Source organism: Streptococcus sp. SN3, assembly GCF_030439905.1.
In genome coordinates this window covers 382,828-397,314 of sequence record NZ_JAQFJF010000003.1, presented here as the reverse complement: position 1 = coordinate 397,314, position 14,487 = coordinate 382,828, and the positions used below count along the sequence as shown (strand labels likewise).

Here is a 14,487-nt window from a genome sequence, read left to right as displayed (position 1 = left end):
CAAAAAATACTCTTTGGAAATGAATTTCAAACTGTTACTTAGTTTGCTCTTTGATTTTCATGGAGAAGGAACAAAAATCTCCCAAGAATGGAGGAAGATTGTGAGTCAAGGAAAGATTATCAAAGTTTCTGGTCCTCTGGTGCTGGCATCAGGGATGCAGGAAGCGAATATTCAGGATATCTGCCGGGTTGGCGATTTGGGGCTGATCGGTGAAATTATCGAAATGCGGCGGGACCAAGCCTCTATTCAGGTTTATGAAGAAACTTCTGGCTTGGGGCCAGGAGAGCCGGTCATCACGACCGGAAGTCCTCTGTCTGTTGAACTTGGTCCAGGCCTGATTTCCCAGATGTTTGACGGAATTCAGCGGCCTTTGGAGCGTTTCCAGACCATCACGGCGAGCGACTTCCTCGTCCGCGGTGTCCAACTGCCAAATCTAGACCGAGAGGCTAAGTGGGATTTTGTTCCAGGTCTGTCTGTCGGAGATGCGGTTGAGGCTGGCGATATTCTGGGAACGGTTCAGGAGACCAATCTGGTAGAGCACCGCATCATGGTGCCGGTCGGCGTCAGTGGACGCTTGGCTAATATCTCAGCTGGCAGTTTCACTGTTGAAGAGACTGTTTACGAGATTGAGCAGGCGGACGGGTCTGTCTTTAAAGGGACTCTCATGCAAAAATGGCCGGTCCGTCGTGGGCGTCCTTTTGCTCAGAAGCTGATTCCAGTTGAGCCCTTGGTGACAGGTCAGCGGGTCATTGATACCTTCTTCCCAGTGACCAAGGGCGGAGCAGCAGCCGTACCAGGACCTTTCGGAGCCGGTAAGACTGTTGTTCAGCATCAGGTGGCCAAGTTTGCCAATGTTGACATCGTTATCTATGTTGGCTGCGGCGAGCGTGGCAATGAGATGACCGATGTACTCAATGAATTTCCAGAACTGATTGACCCAACGACAGGCCAGTCCATCATGCAGCGGACGGTGCTGATTGCCAACACCTCCAATATGCCGGTGGCGGCTCGGGAAGCGTCGATTTACACAGGGATTACGATTGCAGAATACTTCCGTGACATGGGCTACTCCGTGGCCATCATGGCGGACTCCACCTCTCGCTGGGCAGAAGCCCTGCGGGAAATGTCCGGCCGTCTGGAAGAAATGCCGGGTGACGAAGGCTATCCTGCCTATCTCGGCAGCCGGATTGCTGAGTACTACGAGCGGGCTGGCCGGGTCAAGACACTCGGTTCGACTGCTCGCGAAGGCTCTATAACTGCTATAGGAGCCGTATCACCTCCGGGTGGAGATATTTCTGAGCCGGTAACGCAAAATACCCTGCGGATTGTCAAGGTCTTCTGGGGCTTGGATGCCCAGCTGGCTCAACGCCGGCATTTCCCAGCTATCAACTGGCTGAGCTCTTACTCGCTCTACCTAGACGAAGTGGGAGCCTATATCGACCAGCATGAGAAGATTGCTTGGGCAGAAAAGGTGACCAAGGCCATGAATATCCTGCAAAAGGAGAGCGAACTGCAGGAAATCGTGCGTTTGGTGGGCCTGGATTCCTTGTCTGAGAAGGACAGACTGACCATGAATGCAGCCAAGATGATTCGTGAGGACTACCTGCAGCAGAATGCCTTTGATGATGTGGACACCTATACTTCTTTCAAAAAACAGGTAGCTTTATTGAGCAATATTCTGACCTTCGATGCGGAGGCCAATCGTGCCTTGGAGCTGGGGGCTTATTTCCGGGAAATCATGGAAGGAACAGTGGAGCTACGTGACCGAATTGCCCGCAGTAAGTTTATCCATGAAGACCAGCTGGAAAAAATTCAGGCTCTCAGTCAGACTATCGAGGAAACTCTGCACCAGATTCTTGCCCAAGGAGGACTAGACAATGAGCGTCATTAAAGAATACCGCACCGTCAGTGAAGTTGTCGGCCCTCTGATGATTGTCGACCAAGTCGCTGGCGTGCATTTCAATGAATTGGTAGAAATCCAGCTGCATGACGGCAGCAAGCGTCAGGGCCAGGTCCTGGAAGTCCAAGAAGACAAGGCTATGGTCCAGCTTTTTGAGGGATCTAGCGGTATTAATCTGGAAAAAGCCAAGGTCCGCTTTACAGGTCGTCCGCTAGAGCTGCCAGTGTCAGAAGACATGGTAGGCCGGATTTTCAATGGGATGGGCAAGCCGATTGATGGCGGCCCAGCTATCTTGCCAGAAAAATATCTGGATATTGACGGTCAAGCCATCAATCCAGTAGCTCGCGACTATCCGGATGAGTTTATCCAGACCGGTATTTCAGCCATCGACCACCTCAATACCTTGGTTAGGGGGCAAAAACTGCCAGTGTTTTCCGGATCTGGTCTGCCCCACAAGGAATTAGCTGCTCAAATCGCCCGTCAGGCTACCGTGCTTAATTCTGATGAAAACTTCGCCGTGGTCTTTGCGGCTATGGGGATTACCTTTGAAGAAGCCGAGTTCTTCATGAATGACCTCCGGGAGACAGGAGCCATTGACCGTTCGGTGCTCTTTATCAATCTGGCTAATGATCCGGCTATCGAGCGGATTGCGACGCCACGGATTGCCCTGACAGCAGCCGAGTACCTAGCTTATGAAAAAGACATGCACGTTCTGGTCATCATGACTGACATGACCAACTATTGCGAAGCCCTACGGGAAGTTTCCGCAGCTCGTCGTGAGGTGCCGGGCCGCCGTGGGTATCCGGGCTATCTCTATACTAACCTGTCCACCCTCTATGAGCGGGCTGGACGTCTGGTCGGAAAGAAAGGCTCTGTGACGCAGATTCCGATCCTGTCTATGCCAGAGGATGACATTACCCATCCGATTCCAGACTTGACGGGTTATATTACAGAGGGGCAGATTATCCTTTCACGCGACCTTTACAACAGCGGCTATCGTCCGCCCATCAATGTCCTGCCATCTCTATCTCGTCTCAAGGACAAGGGCTCAGGTGAGGGCAAGACCAGAGGTGACCATGCCGCAACCATGAACCAATTATTTGCCGCCTATGCGCAAGGCAAGCAGGCTAAGGAGTTGGCTGTTGTTCTGGGGGAATCCGCCCTGTCCGAAACAGACAAGCTTTATGTACGCTTTACCGACCGCTTCGAGCAGGAATACATCAATCAAGGTTTCCAGACCAACCGAACCATTGAGGAAAGCTTGGATCTAGGCTGGGAACTCCTGTCCATCTTGCCAAGAACAGAACTTAAGCGGATCAAGGACGATATGATTGACCAATACCTGCCGCAGACCAAGGAGGAAGAAAGATGACGCGACTCAATGTCAAGCCGACTCGGATGGAGCTGAATAACTTAAAAGCCCGTCTCAAAACGGCTGTCCGTGGGCATAAACTGCTCAAGGACAAGCGGGATGAGCTGATGCGGCGCTTCATTGAGTCTGTCCGTGAGAACAATCAGCTTCGCCAAAAGGTCGAATCCGCTCTGGTCGGTCATCTGCAGGATTTTGTCATGGCTAAGGCGCTGGAGAGCGACCTCATGGTTGAGGAGATTTTCGCTGTGCCCACTCGGGAGGTCAATCTGCATGTGGAAACTGAGAATATCATGAGTGTGCGTGTGCCCAAGATGTACGCCCATATTGACAATACGCATACTGATGACGAGGGAGACGTGGTTTATAGCTATGTGGCGTCTAATAGCCAGATGGATGAAACCATTGAAAGCATGAGCGATCTGCTTCCTGACCTGCTGCGACTGGCTGAAATTGAGAAAAGCTGTCAGCTTATGGCGGATGAAATCGAGAAAACCCGCCGTCGGGTCAACGGGCTAGAGTATGCTACCATCCCTGACCTCAAAGAAACCATCTACTACATCGAAATGAAGCTGGAAGAAGCCGAACGAGCCAGCCTCGTCCGAATGATGAAGGTGAAGTAAGATGCGTAGGCGTTAAAAAAACGACTGAAAAATAGGAACTGGGCGATGGATTCTATGAATCCAAGTCCAGTTCTCTTTTTTCCGAGTTTTTAGCCGAAGCTCGATTTAGCTGAGCTAACCTAGACTGAATAGATCTATTCACAGCAAAAATAGGAAAATAGGCGAAGAAGCGACAGCTTCTAGGAGATTTTATCTTTTTTGCCCAGAGCTCAGGTCGAGTTTAACTTAGCAGAATACTAGGAGTTCAAACAAGCCCAAAAGAAAAAACAGAACCTCTCTAAACGGGGTTCTTTTGCTTTTTGCCTTTTTTTATATGTTACAAGAAAATCTCCATATTACAGAGGGCAGACAGTTTTGTTAAATAGGTCGAAAAAGGCTTTTTTCTTAGAAGATTTATGGTAAGATGGTTTTCGTATCATGAATGATTAGGAAGGTGCATTTTGCATATGAAAATGAATAAGAAATTACTTTTGGCTTCAACTGTTGCTTTGTCAGCATTGCCTTTGTTGACAACACGAGCTGAGGAGCAGCCACAAAACTGGACTGCCAGAACAGTTGAGCAAATTAAAGCGGATATTACGAGCAATGAAAACCAACAAACGTACACTGTTCAATATGGTGACACTTTAGGAAATATCGCTCAAGCGATGAATATTGACCTTGTTGAATTGGCTAAAATCAATCAAATTGCCAATGCTGACTTGATTTTCCCAGGTACTGTTTTGACCGTTACAACAAATGGACAAAATGAAATTGCCTCTGTAGAAATCCAAAGCTACCAAGCAGGAAATAACGCAGGATATGTAACAGAAAGTTATACAGCTGACGAGATTTTTGGTACTGAGCAAGCAGCACCCGCAACTCCTGCTCAACCAGCAGAAACTCCAGCTCCAGCTGTTGAGGAAGCTGTTGCAGCTCCAGCAGACCAAGCACCAGCGCCTGCAGAAGAAGCTCCTGCCCCAGTAGCAGAAGTTGCAAGTGAAGCAGCCCCAGCTGCGGAAGAAAATGTAGCAGCTCCTGTAGAAGCAGCGCCACAGCCAGCAGAGGCAGCTCCAGAAGTGACTGAATTAGGACAAAATCAAGTCAGTCAAGCAACTGCCGCTGTTGAGCCAACAACTTACAATGCTCCAGCTGTAACAGATGCTGCAAGCGTGACGACTAACAATCCTGCTAATGAAGGTCTTCAGCCACAAACTGCAGCTCTGAAAGAAGAGATAGCAGCTAAATATGGCATTACAGAATTTAGTCTCTATCGTCCAGGCGATAGCGGAGATCATGGTAAGGGCTTGGCAGCTGACTTTATCGTTGGTGACAATACTGAATTAGGAAACCAGGTCGCAGCAGATGTTACTTCTAACATGACTGAAAGAGGAATCTCTTATGTTATCTGGCAGCAGCAGTTCTATGCACCATTTGAAAGCATTTATGGACCAGCTAATACTTGGAACCAAATGCCAGATCGTGGTAGTGTAACTGAAAATCACTACGACCACGTTCACGTATCTATGAATGAATAAGATGGATACAAGCCCAGAAATGGGCTTTTTCTGATATTCTCTGTGAAAAGGCGAGAATTTTCTGATAAATTTTGGTATAATAAAGCGAACTACAGATAAAGGATGAGAGAGAATGACCTTAGTTTATCAATCAACACGCGACGAAAAGAATAGAGTAACAGCCAGCCAGGCGATTCTACAAGGCTTGGCAACAGATGGCGGGCTCTTTACGCCCATTACCTATCCGCAGGTCGATTTGGACTTTGCCAAGCTCAAAGACGCTTCTTATCAGGAAGTAGCCAAGCTGGTTTTGTCTGCTTTTTTGGACGATTTTTCTGAAGAAGAGCTGGACTACTGTATCAACCATGCCTATGACAGCAAGTTTGATGATGCGGCTATCGCTCCCTTGGTTAAGCTGGATGGTCAGTACAATCTAGAGCTTTTCCACGGAGCGACCATTGCCTTCAAGGACATGGCTTTGTCTATCCTGCCTCAGTTGATGACAACTGCAGCTAAAAAGCACGGCTTGGAAAACAAAATTGTCATTTTGACGGCGACTTCTGGCGACACAGGCAAGGCGGCTATGGCAGGCTTTGCGGATGTTCCTGGGACTGAGATTATCGTCTTTTATCCGAAAGATGGTGTCAGCAAGGTCCAAGAGCTGCAAATGACGACCCAGACAGGTGCCAATACGCATGTGGTTGCCATTGATGGCAACTTTGACGATGCCCAGACCAATGTCAAGCACATGTTCAATGACACAGACCTACGAGCTCGTCTCTTGGAGCATAAGCTGCAGTTGTCATCTGCTAATTCCATGAATATCGGCCGTTTGGTGCCGCAGATTGTTTACTATGTCTATGCCTATGCTCAGCTAGTGAAGACGGGAGAAATCACAGCAGGAGACAAGGTCAACTTTACAGTTCCGACAGGGAACTTTGGCAATATCTTGGCGGCCTACTATGCCAAGCAAATCGGTCTGCCGGTTGGCAAGCTGATTTGCGCATCAAATGAAAACAATGTCCTGACTGACTTCTTCAAGACTAAGGTTTATGACAAGAAGCGAAGCTTCAAGGTGACGTCTAGTCCGTCCATGGATATTCTGGTTTCCTCTAACTTGGAGCGCTTGATTTTCCATCTGTCTGGTAACAGCGCTGAGAAAACAGCGGCCTTGATGGCGGCCCTGAATGAGCATGGACAGTATGAACTAACGGACTTTGACGCTGAGATTTTGGAACTATTTGCGGCTGATTATGCGACAGAAGAAGAAACAGTAACTGAAATCAAGCGGGTCTATCAAGCATCTGACTACATCGAAGACCCTCATACAGCCGTTGCGTCCGCTGTCTATCAAAAATACTTGGCAGAGACAGGTGATCAGCGCAAGACTGTTATCGCGTCTACCGCTAGCCCTTATAAATTCCCAGTCGTGGCTGTTGAGGCTGTGACTGGTCAGTCAGGACTTAGTGACTTCGAGGCTTTGGAGCAACTGCACGAACTTTCTGGCGTAGCCCTGCCACCAGCTGTGGACGGCTTAGAAACAGCCCCAGTGCGCCACAAAACGACGGTCGCTGCAGACCAAATGCAGGCAGCAGTCGAGGATTACTTGGGATTATAAAAAACAAAAACATCAGCTTATTCATTGGCTGATGTTTTATAATCTATTTCAAAACAATCAACTGCTTGCCAGCTAGGTTGTAACTGTCAGCTAGCGGTGCAATTGGTTTTTGGACATCAATGGCTGGATATTGAAGGTGCAGCTTTTGCTTGTTTTTGTTTTCGTAGACAGCCTCTTGGCTGCTGAAGTTGATGACGATGGTCATGCTCGCTTTGCTGTCTTGAATTTTGTACTCCAATAGACTGTCTGTCAGCCAGTTGACCTGACAGGCTTGCTTGATAGCGGCGCTGGTCTTTAGATGCAGCAGCGGATGTGCCCTGCGAAAGGAAATCAGCTTTTTAAGAAAAGCAATATCCTCTGTGTAATGCAGGGAGCGCAGCCAGTCTAGTTTATTGATCTCGTCGGGCATATTGTAGGTGTTGTCAATCAGATTTTTAGTCCGGAAAAATTCCTGACCGCTGTGGATAAAGGGAACACCTTGAGCCAGCAGGACGAGTTGGAGAGCCAGCCGCGAATTGGCCAGCCGATCCCGCAAGGTGATAGCAGGGTTGACGATATCAAAGTAATCAAAAACCGTTGCATTGTCATGGCACTCCACATAATTAATAGCCTGCTGGGGCGCTATGAAGTGAGCCTCGCCTTTTAGTCCGACATTGGCTGTCAGGACGTTTTCAAGCTGACTGGCAGGAGTCTTGCTCTCGATTTGCCGGCCTTGAGCGATGGTCTGCTTGAGACTGTCGCGGAAATGATCGCTGAAAAATCCATAATCTGGCAGCTGGGAAGCATTGTACTGATGGGCCAATTGCTCACTTGCCAGCCCAGTATCCATCTGCCAGCCTTCGCCGTAGAGGTAGATGTTAGGATAGAGCGTCTTGAGTTCGTCAGCTATCTGCTGCATGGTTTGGATATCTAAAATCCCCATCAGATCAAAGCGGAAACCGTCAAAGCCATAGATGCTGACCCATTGCTTGACCGACTGCTTGATATAGCGGCGAACCATGGCTTTCTCACTGGCTACATCATTGCCACAGAAGGTCCCGTTGGTCCGGTAGCCCATATCATTGAGCCGGAAAAAATAGCCGGGCACGATTTTTTCAAAAGCATAGCTATTGGCATCATAGACATGATTGTAGACCACGTCCATGATGACGCTGATATCAGCATTGTGGAAGGCAGTAATGGCCGCCTGTAGCTCTAAGATGCGGGCATAAGGGTCTCGTGGGTCACTGGCAAAACTGCCGTCTGGGACATTATATTGGACAGGGTCGTAGCCCCAGTTGTAGACGAGCTCAGGATGCTTTTCATCAACGCTGCCAAAATCGTAGACAGGCATAAGTTGCACGTGGCTGATGCCTAGCTCTTTCAGATAGTCCAGACCGAACTTCTGACCGTGGACGACTGGAGATTCGCTCAGCGAGGCAAACTTCCCAGGATAGGAGAAGCTAGCTTCTTTCTGCATAGAGAAATCGCGGACGCTCATTTCATAAATGACGGCTTCTGTCGGATCCAACTGTGTTTTTGCTCGTTTGATAGGCTTTTTAATCTTTTCTAAATCAATGACATAGCTGTTGCCCGAATTGACATCTGAGGATAGGGCGTAGGAATCGTGGACTTCAATCCATTTGCCATTAATCTTATGGAGATAAGAATAGGAGGCTCCCTCTAAATCTCCCTCAATCCGGGTATGCCAGACTCCCTTATCCAGACGTTTGAGATGGTGAACCTGGTCTTTGAGATGCAGGAGGACTTTTTCGGAAATCGGCGCCCAGAGTTTGAAATCGGTGGCTTGGGGACTGTATTGAGCTCCCAAATCGTCGCCTGCATAGTCAAAAATTTCATCGAAAATAGGCTTTTTCACGATATGGCGGTACTGCAGGTCAGTATGGTTGCGATCCTGGTCATAGACCTTGTAGGACTGCGTCAGGTCAATGGGCTCATTAGCCGACACGGTGTAGATAATCCGCTCTTCCTGATTGTTGATATTTTTGATGGTCAAAGGGCTGGAGCTGTGCTTGTCTTCCAGTGTAAAGTGGATGGAGTAGGCTTCAAAGCTCTTTTCCAGTTCGATGGTGATGATATTTTCGTCATCTAAATAGGCTTGAAAAATACGAAAGGCCATGTTTTTCCTCTTTCTTTGTCAGTTTCTATTCGTGTAATTGTTTTGAGTTTAGGCTCTTCCCTAGGTTAGGACAAGGCCGATATGTGAATCGTTGATGAATGAGCAAAAGCACTCGGATTAGCGAGTGCTGATGCTATGCGGAATCAGCTGGCGATAGCAGATCTGCTTGTCTTCTTTATTGTCCTTGATGATCTGGAAGAGGGTCCGGAAAGACTCTTTCCCAAGCTCGAGGGCATTGATATCGATATAGGCATCCACATCAATGCGCGGTTTGATAGAATCAAAGGTGATAATGGGAATCTGGTAGTCCTGATCTTTGAGATAGTGCAGGGCTCCTTCTGCTACCAAGGTATCAGAGGTTACGATAGCTTCAATCTCATCCAGCGGCAGCTCCTCCATAATCTTGTAACTGTTGTCTTCCAGAAGGAAACCGAAGGCAAATTTGATAATGCGTTCATCCAAAGGCCGTTCTGCTTCATTCAGGGCTTGCTTGTAGCCTGTGTAACGATCTTGAGAAACAACCAGCTCCTTATTCCCAGCCAGAAAGGCAATTTTCTGATAGCCCTTGTCAAGGAAATATCTGGTTGCGTCATAGCCAGCCTTGATATTGTCGTTGTCCACTAGAGAGATGAAAGGTGAGACAGCTTTCCCTAGGATAAGGAAAGGGAAGTTGTTCCTGACTGCAAAGTCGACCAAAGGATCGTCCTGCTTGGAGTAAAGGAAAATCAGTCCGTCAACTCGCTTGCCCAAAATCATCTGCTTCATATTTTCCAAGCGATGTTCTTCGTCTTGCCCCGTGCTGATCTGGATGGCATAGTCATAGTCAGAAGCAATCTGAGAAATCCCCCGTAATACAGTTGGGAAAAAAGGGTTTTGATAGAAGACATCTGAGTCGTCCGGCAGGACCAAGCCGATGACCTGGCTGGACTGGCTGACCAGACTTCTGGCATTGAGGTTGGGATGATAGTCCAGCTCTTTCATAGCGGCACGGACCCGTTTTTTAGTTTCTTCACTGATGGTTGATTTGTTTTGTACGACGCGGGTCACGGTAGAGGGCGACACGCCTGCTAGTTTTGCGACTTCTTTGATAGTAACTCGCATAAAAACCTCCTAAAGGCCTGCATTTGCTGGAAATCCTTTCTATAACATCAACTATTTTAAATCTAGTAGTAGAAGCACTTGCTTTCTATGAGTCATGCAAACCTATGCCCAAAATGGCTACTATAACCAGTGATATTGCCTAACTATTATGGTTGAAGAGACAAGTATAAAGCAGTTTCTCAGTAAACGCAAACGTTTTCTGTTTGTAAGAACATTTTAACACAAAAAGAGAACGCTTGCAAGAAGAGAAAAACGGCAAATAATTGGGGCTGTAAGAGAGTCCTAAAAGAGCATTATATCCTTAAACCAATAAATTGAAAAAAATCTCAAAAACCCCTTGCACTAAAAAAAAAAATAGGTTATAATCAAGTCGACGCAAACGTTTGCATTAAGTAAAAATAAAAAGGCGTAGAGGAAAAATAACGAGGTGACAAAATGAAAAAACGTCAAAGCGGCGTGCTCATGCACATTTCATCCCTTCCGGGCAAGTACGGTATCGGATCTTTTGGCCAAAGTGCTTATGATTTTGTAGACTTCTTGGTTCGCACCAAGCAGCGCTATTGGCAGATTTTGCCACTGGGAACGACCAGTTATGGTGATTCTCCTTATCAGTCTTTCTCTGCTTTTGCGGGGAATACCTACTTTATCGATTTTGATATTCTGATAGAAGAAGGTTTGCTGAACGAGGCGGATGTCAAGGGAGCTGAATTTGGAGATGATCCTAGAAAAGTGGATTATGCAAAGATTTTTGATGCTCGCCGTCCAATTATGGAGAAAGCAGTAGCTCGCTTCTTGAAAGCAGCTGATCTGTCTGACTATGAGAGCTTTGTGAAGCAAAATGCAGCTTGGTTGGAAGTTTTCGCTGAGTACATGGCTATCAAGGAGCATTTTGATAATCTAGCTTGGACAGAGTGGCCGGATGAAGCTATCCGTCGCCGTGAGGCTGCTAGTCTCGCTTCTTATCGTGAGAAGCTGGCTGACAAGCTGACCTACCATCGTGTAACCCAGTATCTCTTCTTTAAGCAGTGGTTAAGATTAAAAGCCTATGCTAATGAACATCACATCGAGATTGTCGGAGATATGCCAATCTATGTGGCAGCTGATAGTGCCGATGTGTGGGCACAGCCGCACTTCTTTAAGACAGATGCTGTTGGTAAGCCGACTTGTGTGGCAGGCTGTCCGCCAGATGAATTTTCAGAAACTGGCCAGCTTTGGGGCAATCCTATCTATGACTGGGAAGCTATGGATAAGGATGGTTATGCTTGGTGGATTGAGCGCCTGCGTGAAAGCTTCAAGATTTACGACATTGTCCGTATCGACCACTTCCGCGGCTTTGAATCTTACTGGGAAGTACCTGCTGGCTCAGAAACATCTGCTTCTGGTAAGTGGGTCAAAGGTCCAGACTACAAGCTTTTTGCAGCGGTTAAGGAAGCCTTGGGTGATTTGAATATCATCGCAGAAGACCTAGGCTTTATGACGGATGAAGTGATCGAGTTGCGCGAGCGCACTGGTTTCCCAGGAATGAAAATCTTACAATTTGCCTTCAATCCTGATGATGAAAGCATCGACAGCCCGCATCTAGCGCCAAACAACTCAGTCATGTATACAGGAACCCATGATAACAATACTGTTCTGGGCTGGTACAAGGATGAGATTGACGACGCTACTCGCCAGTACATGGCTCAGTACACCAACCGTAAGGAGTACGAAACAGTACCTCATGCAATGCTGCGCACAATCTTTGCTTCAGTCAGCTTTATGGCCATTGCAACCATGCAAGACCTGCTGGAATTAGACAGTGCAGCACGGATGAACTATCCATCCACAATTGGTGGGAACTGGACTTGGCGGATGACAGCTGAAGAGCTGAATCCAATTGTCGAAGGTGAGCTTTATAGCTTGACTAAGACTTACCGTCGTATGAATACCGATTTAATTAACAAATAAAGAACAGCTAATTAGACTTGAAGGGAGTAATCATGTCAAACTTACAAACTTATATCAAAAATACTTATTCAAAAAATCTTGCTGATTGCAGCAACGAAGAACTCTACCTGGCTCTTTTGAACTACACTAAATTAGCCAGCGCTCAAAAGCCAGTTAATACTGGTAAGAAAAAACTTTACTACATTTCAGCTGAATTCCTGATTGGTAAACTTTTGTCTAACAACTTGATCAACCTTGGACTTTACGATGATGTGAAGCAAGAGTTGGCAGATGCTGGTAAAGACTTGATTGAAGTAGAAGAAGTTGAGTTGGAGCCGTCTCTGGGTAACGGAGGCTTGGGCCGTCTGGCTGCCTGCTTCTTGGACTCTATTGCGACACTTGGTCTCAATGGTGATGGTGTAGGACTGAACTACCACTTCGGTCTCTTCCAACAGGTTTTGAAAAACAACGAACAGACCACAATTCCTAACTTCTGGCTGACAGAGCAAAACTGGTTGGTTCGCTCTAGTCGCAGCTACCAAGTGCCATTTGCTCACTTCACCCTGACATCTACTCTTTATGATATTGATGTGCCAGGTTACAAGACAGAAACTAAGAACCGTCTTCGTCTCTTTGATTTGGACTCAGTGGATGCGGATATCATCACAGACGGTATTGACTTTGATAAGACAGATATCGCTCGCAACTTGACCCTCTTCCTCTATCCAGATGATAGTGACAAGCAAGGGGAATTGCTCCGTATCTTCCAACAGTATTTCATGGTTTCAAATGGTGCTCAGCTGATTATTGACGAAGCGATTGAAAAAGGCAGCAACCTGCATGATTTGGCAGACTACGCTGTCATCCAAATCAATGATACCCACCCATCTCTGGTTATCCCAGAAATGATTCGTCTCTTGACAGAGCGTGGTTTGGATTTGGATGAAGCAATTGCCATCGTACAGAAGATGACTGCTTATACGAATCACACGATTTTGGCAGAAGCTCTTGAAAAATGGCCTTTGGAATTCTTGAAAGAAGTAGTACCGCATCTGGTACCAATCATCAAAGAGCTTGACAAGCGCGTGAAAGCTAAATACGCAGATCCAGCAGTGCAAATCATTGATGAGGACGATCGTGTGCACATGGCTCACATGGATATCCACTACGGATACAGTGTCAATGGGGTTGCTGCTCTGCATACAGAAATCCTGAAAAACTCTGAGCTTAAAGCCTTCTACGATATCTACCCTGAAAAATTCAATAACAAGACCAACGGTATTACTTTCCGCCGCTGGCTCATGCATGCCAACCCACGTCTATCTCATTACCTAGATGAGTTGCTGGGCCGCGACTGGCACCATGATGCAACTAAGCTCGAAGGCTTGTTGGAATTCACTGGCGCTGCAAATGTTAAAGAAAAATTGGAAGGCATCAAGGCTCACAACAAGCGTAAATTGGCTCGTCACTTGAAGGAAGCCCAAGGTGTGGAAATCAATCCAGAATCTATCTTTGATATCCAAATCAAGCGTCTGCATGAGTACAAGCGCCAACAAATGAACGCTCTGTACGTTATCCACAAGTATCTGGATATCAAGGCTGGCAACATCCCTGCTCGTCCAATCACTGTCTTCTTCGGTGGTAAGGCTGCTCCTGCTTACACGATTGCACAGGACATCATCCACCTCATCCTTTGCTTGTCAGAAGTGATTGCTAATGACCCTAAAGTGGCTCCACATCTGCAAGTAGTTATGGTAGAAAACTACAACGTTACAGCGTCTAGCTTCTTGATTGCAGCTGGTGACATTTCTGAGCAGATTTCCCTGGCTTCTAAGGAAGCATCTGGTACTGGTAACATGAAGTTCATGCTTAACGGTGCTTTGACTCTTGGTACAATGGACGGAGCAAACGTTGAGATTGCAGAGTTGGTTGGCGAAGACAACATCTACATCTTCGGTGAAGATTCTGAGACTGTTATTGACCTCTACGCAAAATCTGCTTACAAATCTAGTGAGTACTATGCACGTGAAGCTATCAAGCCATTGGTTGACTTTATCGTCAGCGATGAAGTATTGGCAGTTGGTAAAGCTGAACGCTTGGAACGTCTTTACAATGAACTGATCAGCAAGGACTGGTTCATGACCCTGCTGGATCTAGAAGACTATATCCAAGTCAAAGAGCGCATGCTGGCTGACTATGAAGACCGCGATGCTTGGATGGACAAAGTTATCGTCAATATCGCCAAAGCTGGTTTCTTCTCATCTGACCGTACTATCGCTCAATACGAAGAAGAAGTATGGCACTTGAATAGCTAATATTCTTTAAATCAAAACAA

Annotated in this window: 9 protein-coding genes; 7 read left to right on the top strand and 2 right to left on the bottom strand. The window is 46.9% G+C overall.

Features of this window, described 5'->3' with window-relative positions; all coding sequences use genetic code 11:
- Positions 1–100: 100 nt before the first annotated feature.
- From PCY71_RS08765 to thrC, 5 genes are all read left to right on the top strand, one after another.
- Positions 101–1,891, top strand: coding sequence for a V-type ATP synthase subunit A (locus tag PCY71_RS08765; RefSeq protein ID WP_048773706.1), 1,791 nt, complete (start codon positions 101–103; stop codon positions 1,889–1,891).
- Positions 1,878–3,272: a V-type ATP synthase subunit B gene (locus PCY71_RS08760; RefSeq protein ID WP_002902006.1), complete on the top strand. Its 1,395-nt coding sequence runs from the start codon at positions 1,878–1,880 to the stop codon at positions 3,270–3,272. Before PCY71_RS08765 ends, PCY71_RS08760 begins: the two co-directional genes overlap by 14 nt.
- Positions 3,269–3,892, top strand: a complete 624-nt coding sequence (locus PCY71_RS08755; RefSeq protein ID WP_223310422.1) for a V-type ATP synthase subunit D — start codon at positions 3,269–3,271, stop codon at positions 3,890–3,892. The genes PCY71_RS08760 and PCY71_RS08755 overlap by 4 nt, the downstream gene beginning before the upstream one ends.
- A gap of 446 nt (positions 3,893–4,338) precedes the next feature.
- The gene (locus PCY71_RS08750; protein ID WP_223310421.1) at positions 4,339–5,409 is read left to right on the top strand and encodes a LysM domain-containing protein; all 1,071 of its coding nucleotides are present in this window, start codon (positions 4,339–4,341) and stop codon (positions 5,407–5,409) included.
- A 112-nt stretch (positions 5,410–5,521) separates the two neighbouring features.
- Positions 5,522–7,006 carry a threonine synthase gene (gene thrC, locus PCY71_RS08745; RefSeq protein WP_111675145.1) on the top strand — a complete coding sequence of 495 codons (1,485 nt, stop codon included), beginning with the start codon at positions 5,522–5,524 and terminating at the stop codon, positions 7,004–7,006.
- A 43-nt stretch (positions 7,007–7,049) separates the two neighbouring features.
- Here the strand turns inward: thrC and pulA are convergent, their stop codons facing one another.
- Positions 7,050–9,125: a type I pullulanase gene (gene pulA / locus PCY71_RS08740; protein WP_048773713.1), complete on the bottom strand. Its 2,076-nt coding sequence runs from the start codon at positions 9,123–9,125 to the stop codon at positions 7,050–7,052.
- Positions 9,126–9,242: 117 nt separating this feature from the next.
- Positions 9,243–10,226, bottom strand: a complete 984-nt coding sequence (locus PCY71_RS08735) for a LacI family DNA-binding transcriptional regulator (protein ID WP_048773715.1) — start codon at positions 10,224–10,226, stop codon at positions 9,243–9,245.
- Between the two features lie 435 nt (positions 10,227–10,661).
- On the opposite strand from PCY71_RS08735, the gene malQ reads away from it, so the two are divergent.
- Both malQ and glgP read left to right on the top strand, forming a co-directional pair.
- On the top strand, positions 10,662–12,173 hold the full coding sequence (gene malQ / locus PCY71_RS08730; RefSeq protein WP_048773717.1) for a 4-alpha-glucanotransferase: 1,512 nt from the start codon (positions 10,662–10,664) through the stop codon (positions 12,171–12,173).
- Positions 12,174–12,205: 32 nt separating this feature from the next.
- Positions 12,206–14,467 (top strand): glycogen/starch/alpha-glucan family phosphorylase, encoded by a 2,262-nt coding sequence (gene glgP, locus PCY71_RS08725; protein WP_048773719.1) that lies wholly within the window; start codon positions 12,206–12,208, stop codon positions 14,465–14,467.
- The last annotated feature ends 20 nt before the right edge of the window (positions 14,468–14,487 follow it).

Bases quoted from the DNA above. Each gene is read 5' to 3' on its own strand.
- PCY71_RS08750 (WP_223310421.1), top strand. From the start codon at position 4,339: ATGAAAATGAATAAGAAATTACTTTTGGCTTCAACTGTTGCTTTGTCA.
- malQ (WP_048773717.1), top strand. From the start codon at position 10,662: ATGAAAAAACGTCAAAGCGGCGTGCTCATGCACATTTCATCCCTTCCG.
- PCY71_RS08735 (WP_048773715.1), bottom strand. From the start codon at position 10,226: ATGCGAGTTACTATCAAAGAAGTCGCAAAACTAGCAGGCGTGTCGCCC.
- PCY71_RS08760 (WP_002902006.1), top strand. From the start codon at position 1,878: ATGAGCGTCATTAAAGAATACCGCACCGTCAGTGAAGTTGTCGGCCCT.
- thrC (WP_111675145.1), top strand. From the start codon at position 5,522: ATGACCTTAGTTTATCAATCAACACGCGACGAAAAGAATAGAGTAACA.
- PCY71_RS08755 (WP_223310422.1), top strand. From the start codon at position 3,269: ATGACGCGACTCAATGTCAAGCCGACTCGGATGGAGCTGAATAACTTA.
- pulA (WP_048773713.1), bottom strand. From the start codon at position 9,125: ATGGCCTTTCGTATTTTTCAAGCCTATTTAGATGACGAAAATATCATC.
- glgP (WP_048773719.1), top strand. From the start codon at position 12,206: ATGTCAAACTTACAAACTTATATCAAAAATACTTATTCAAAAAATCTT.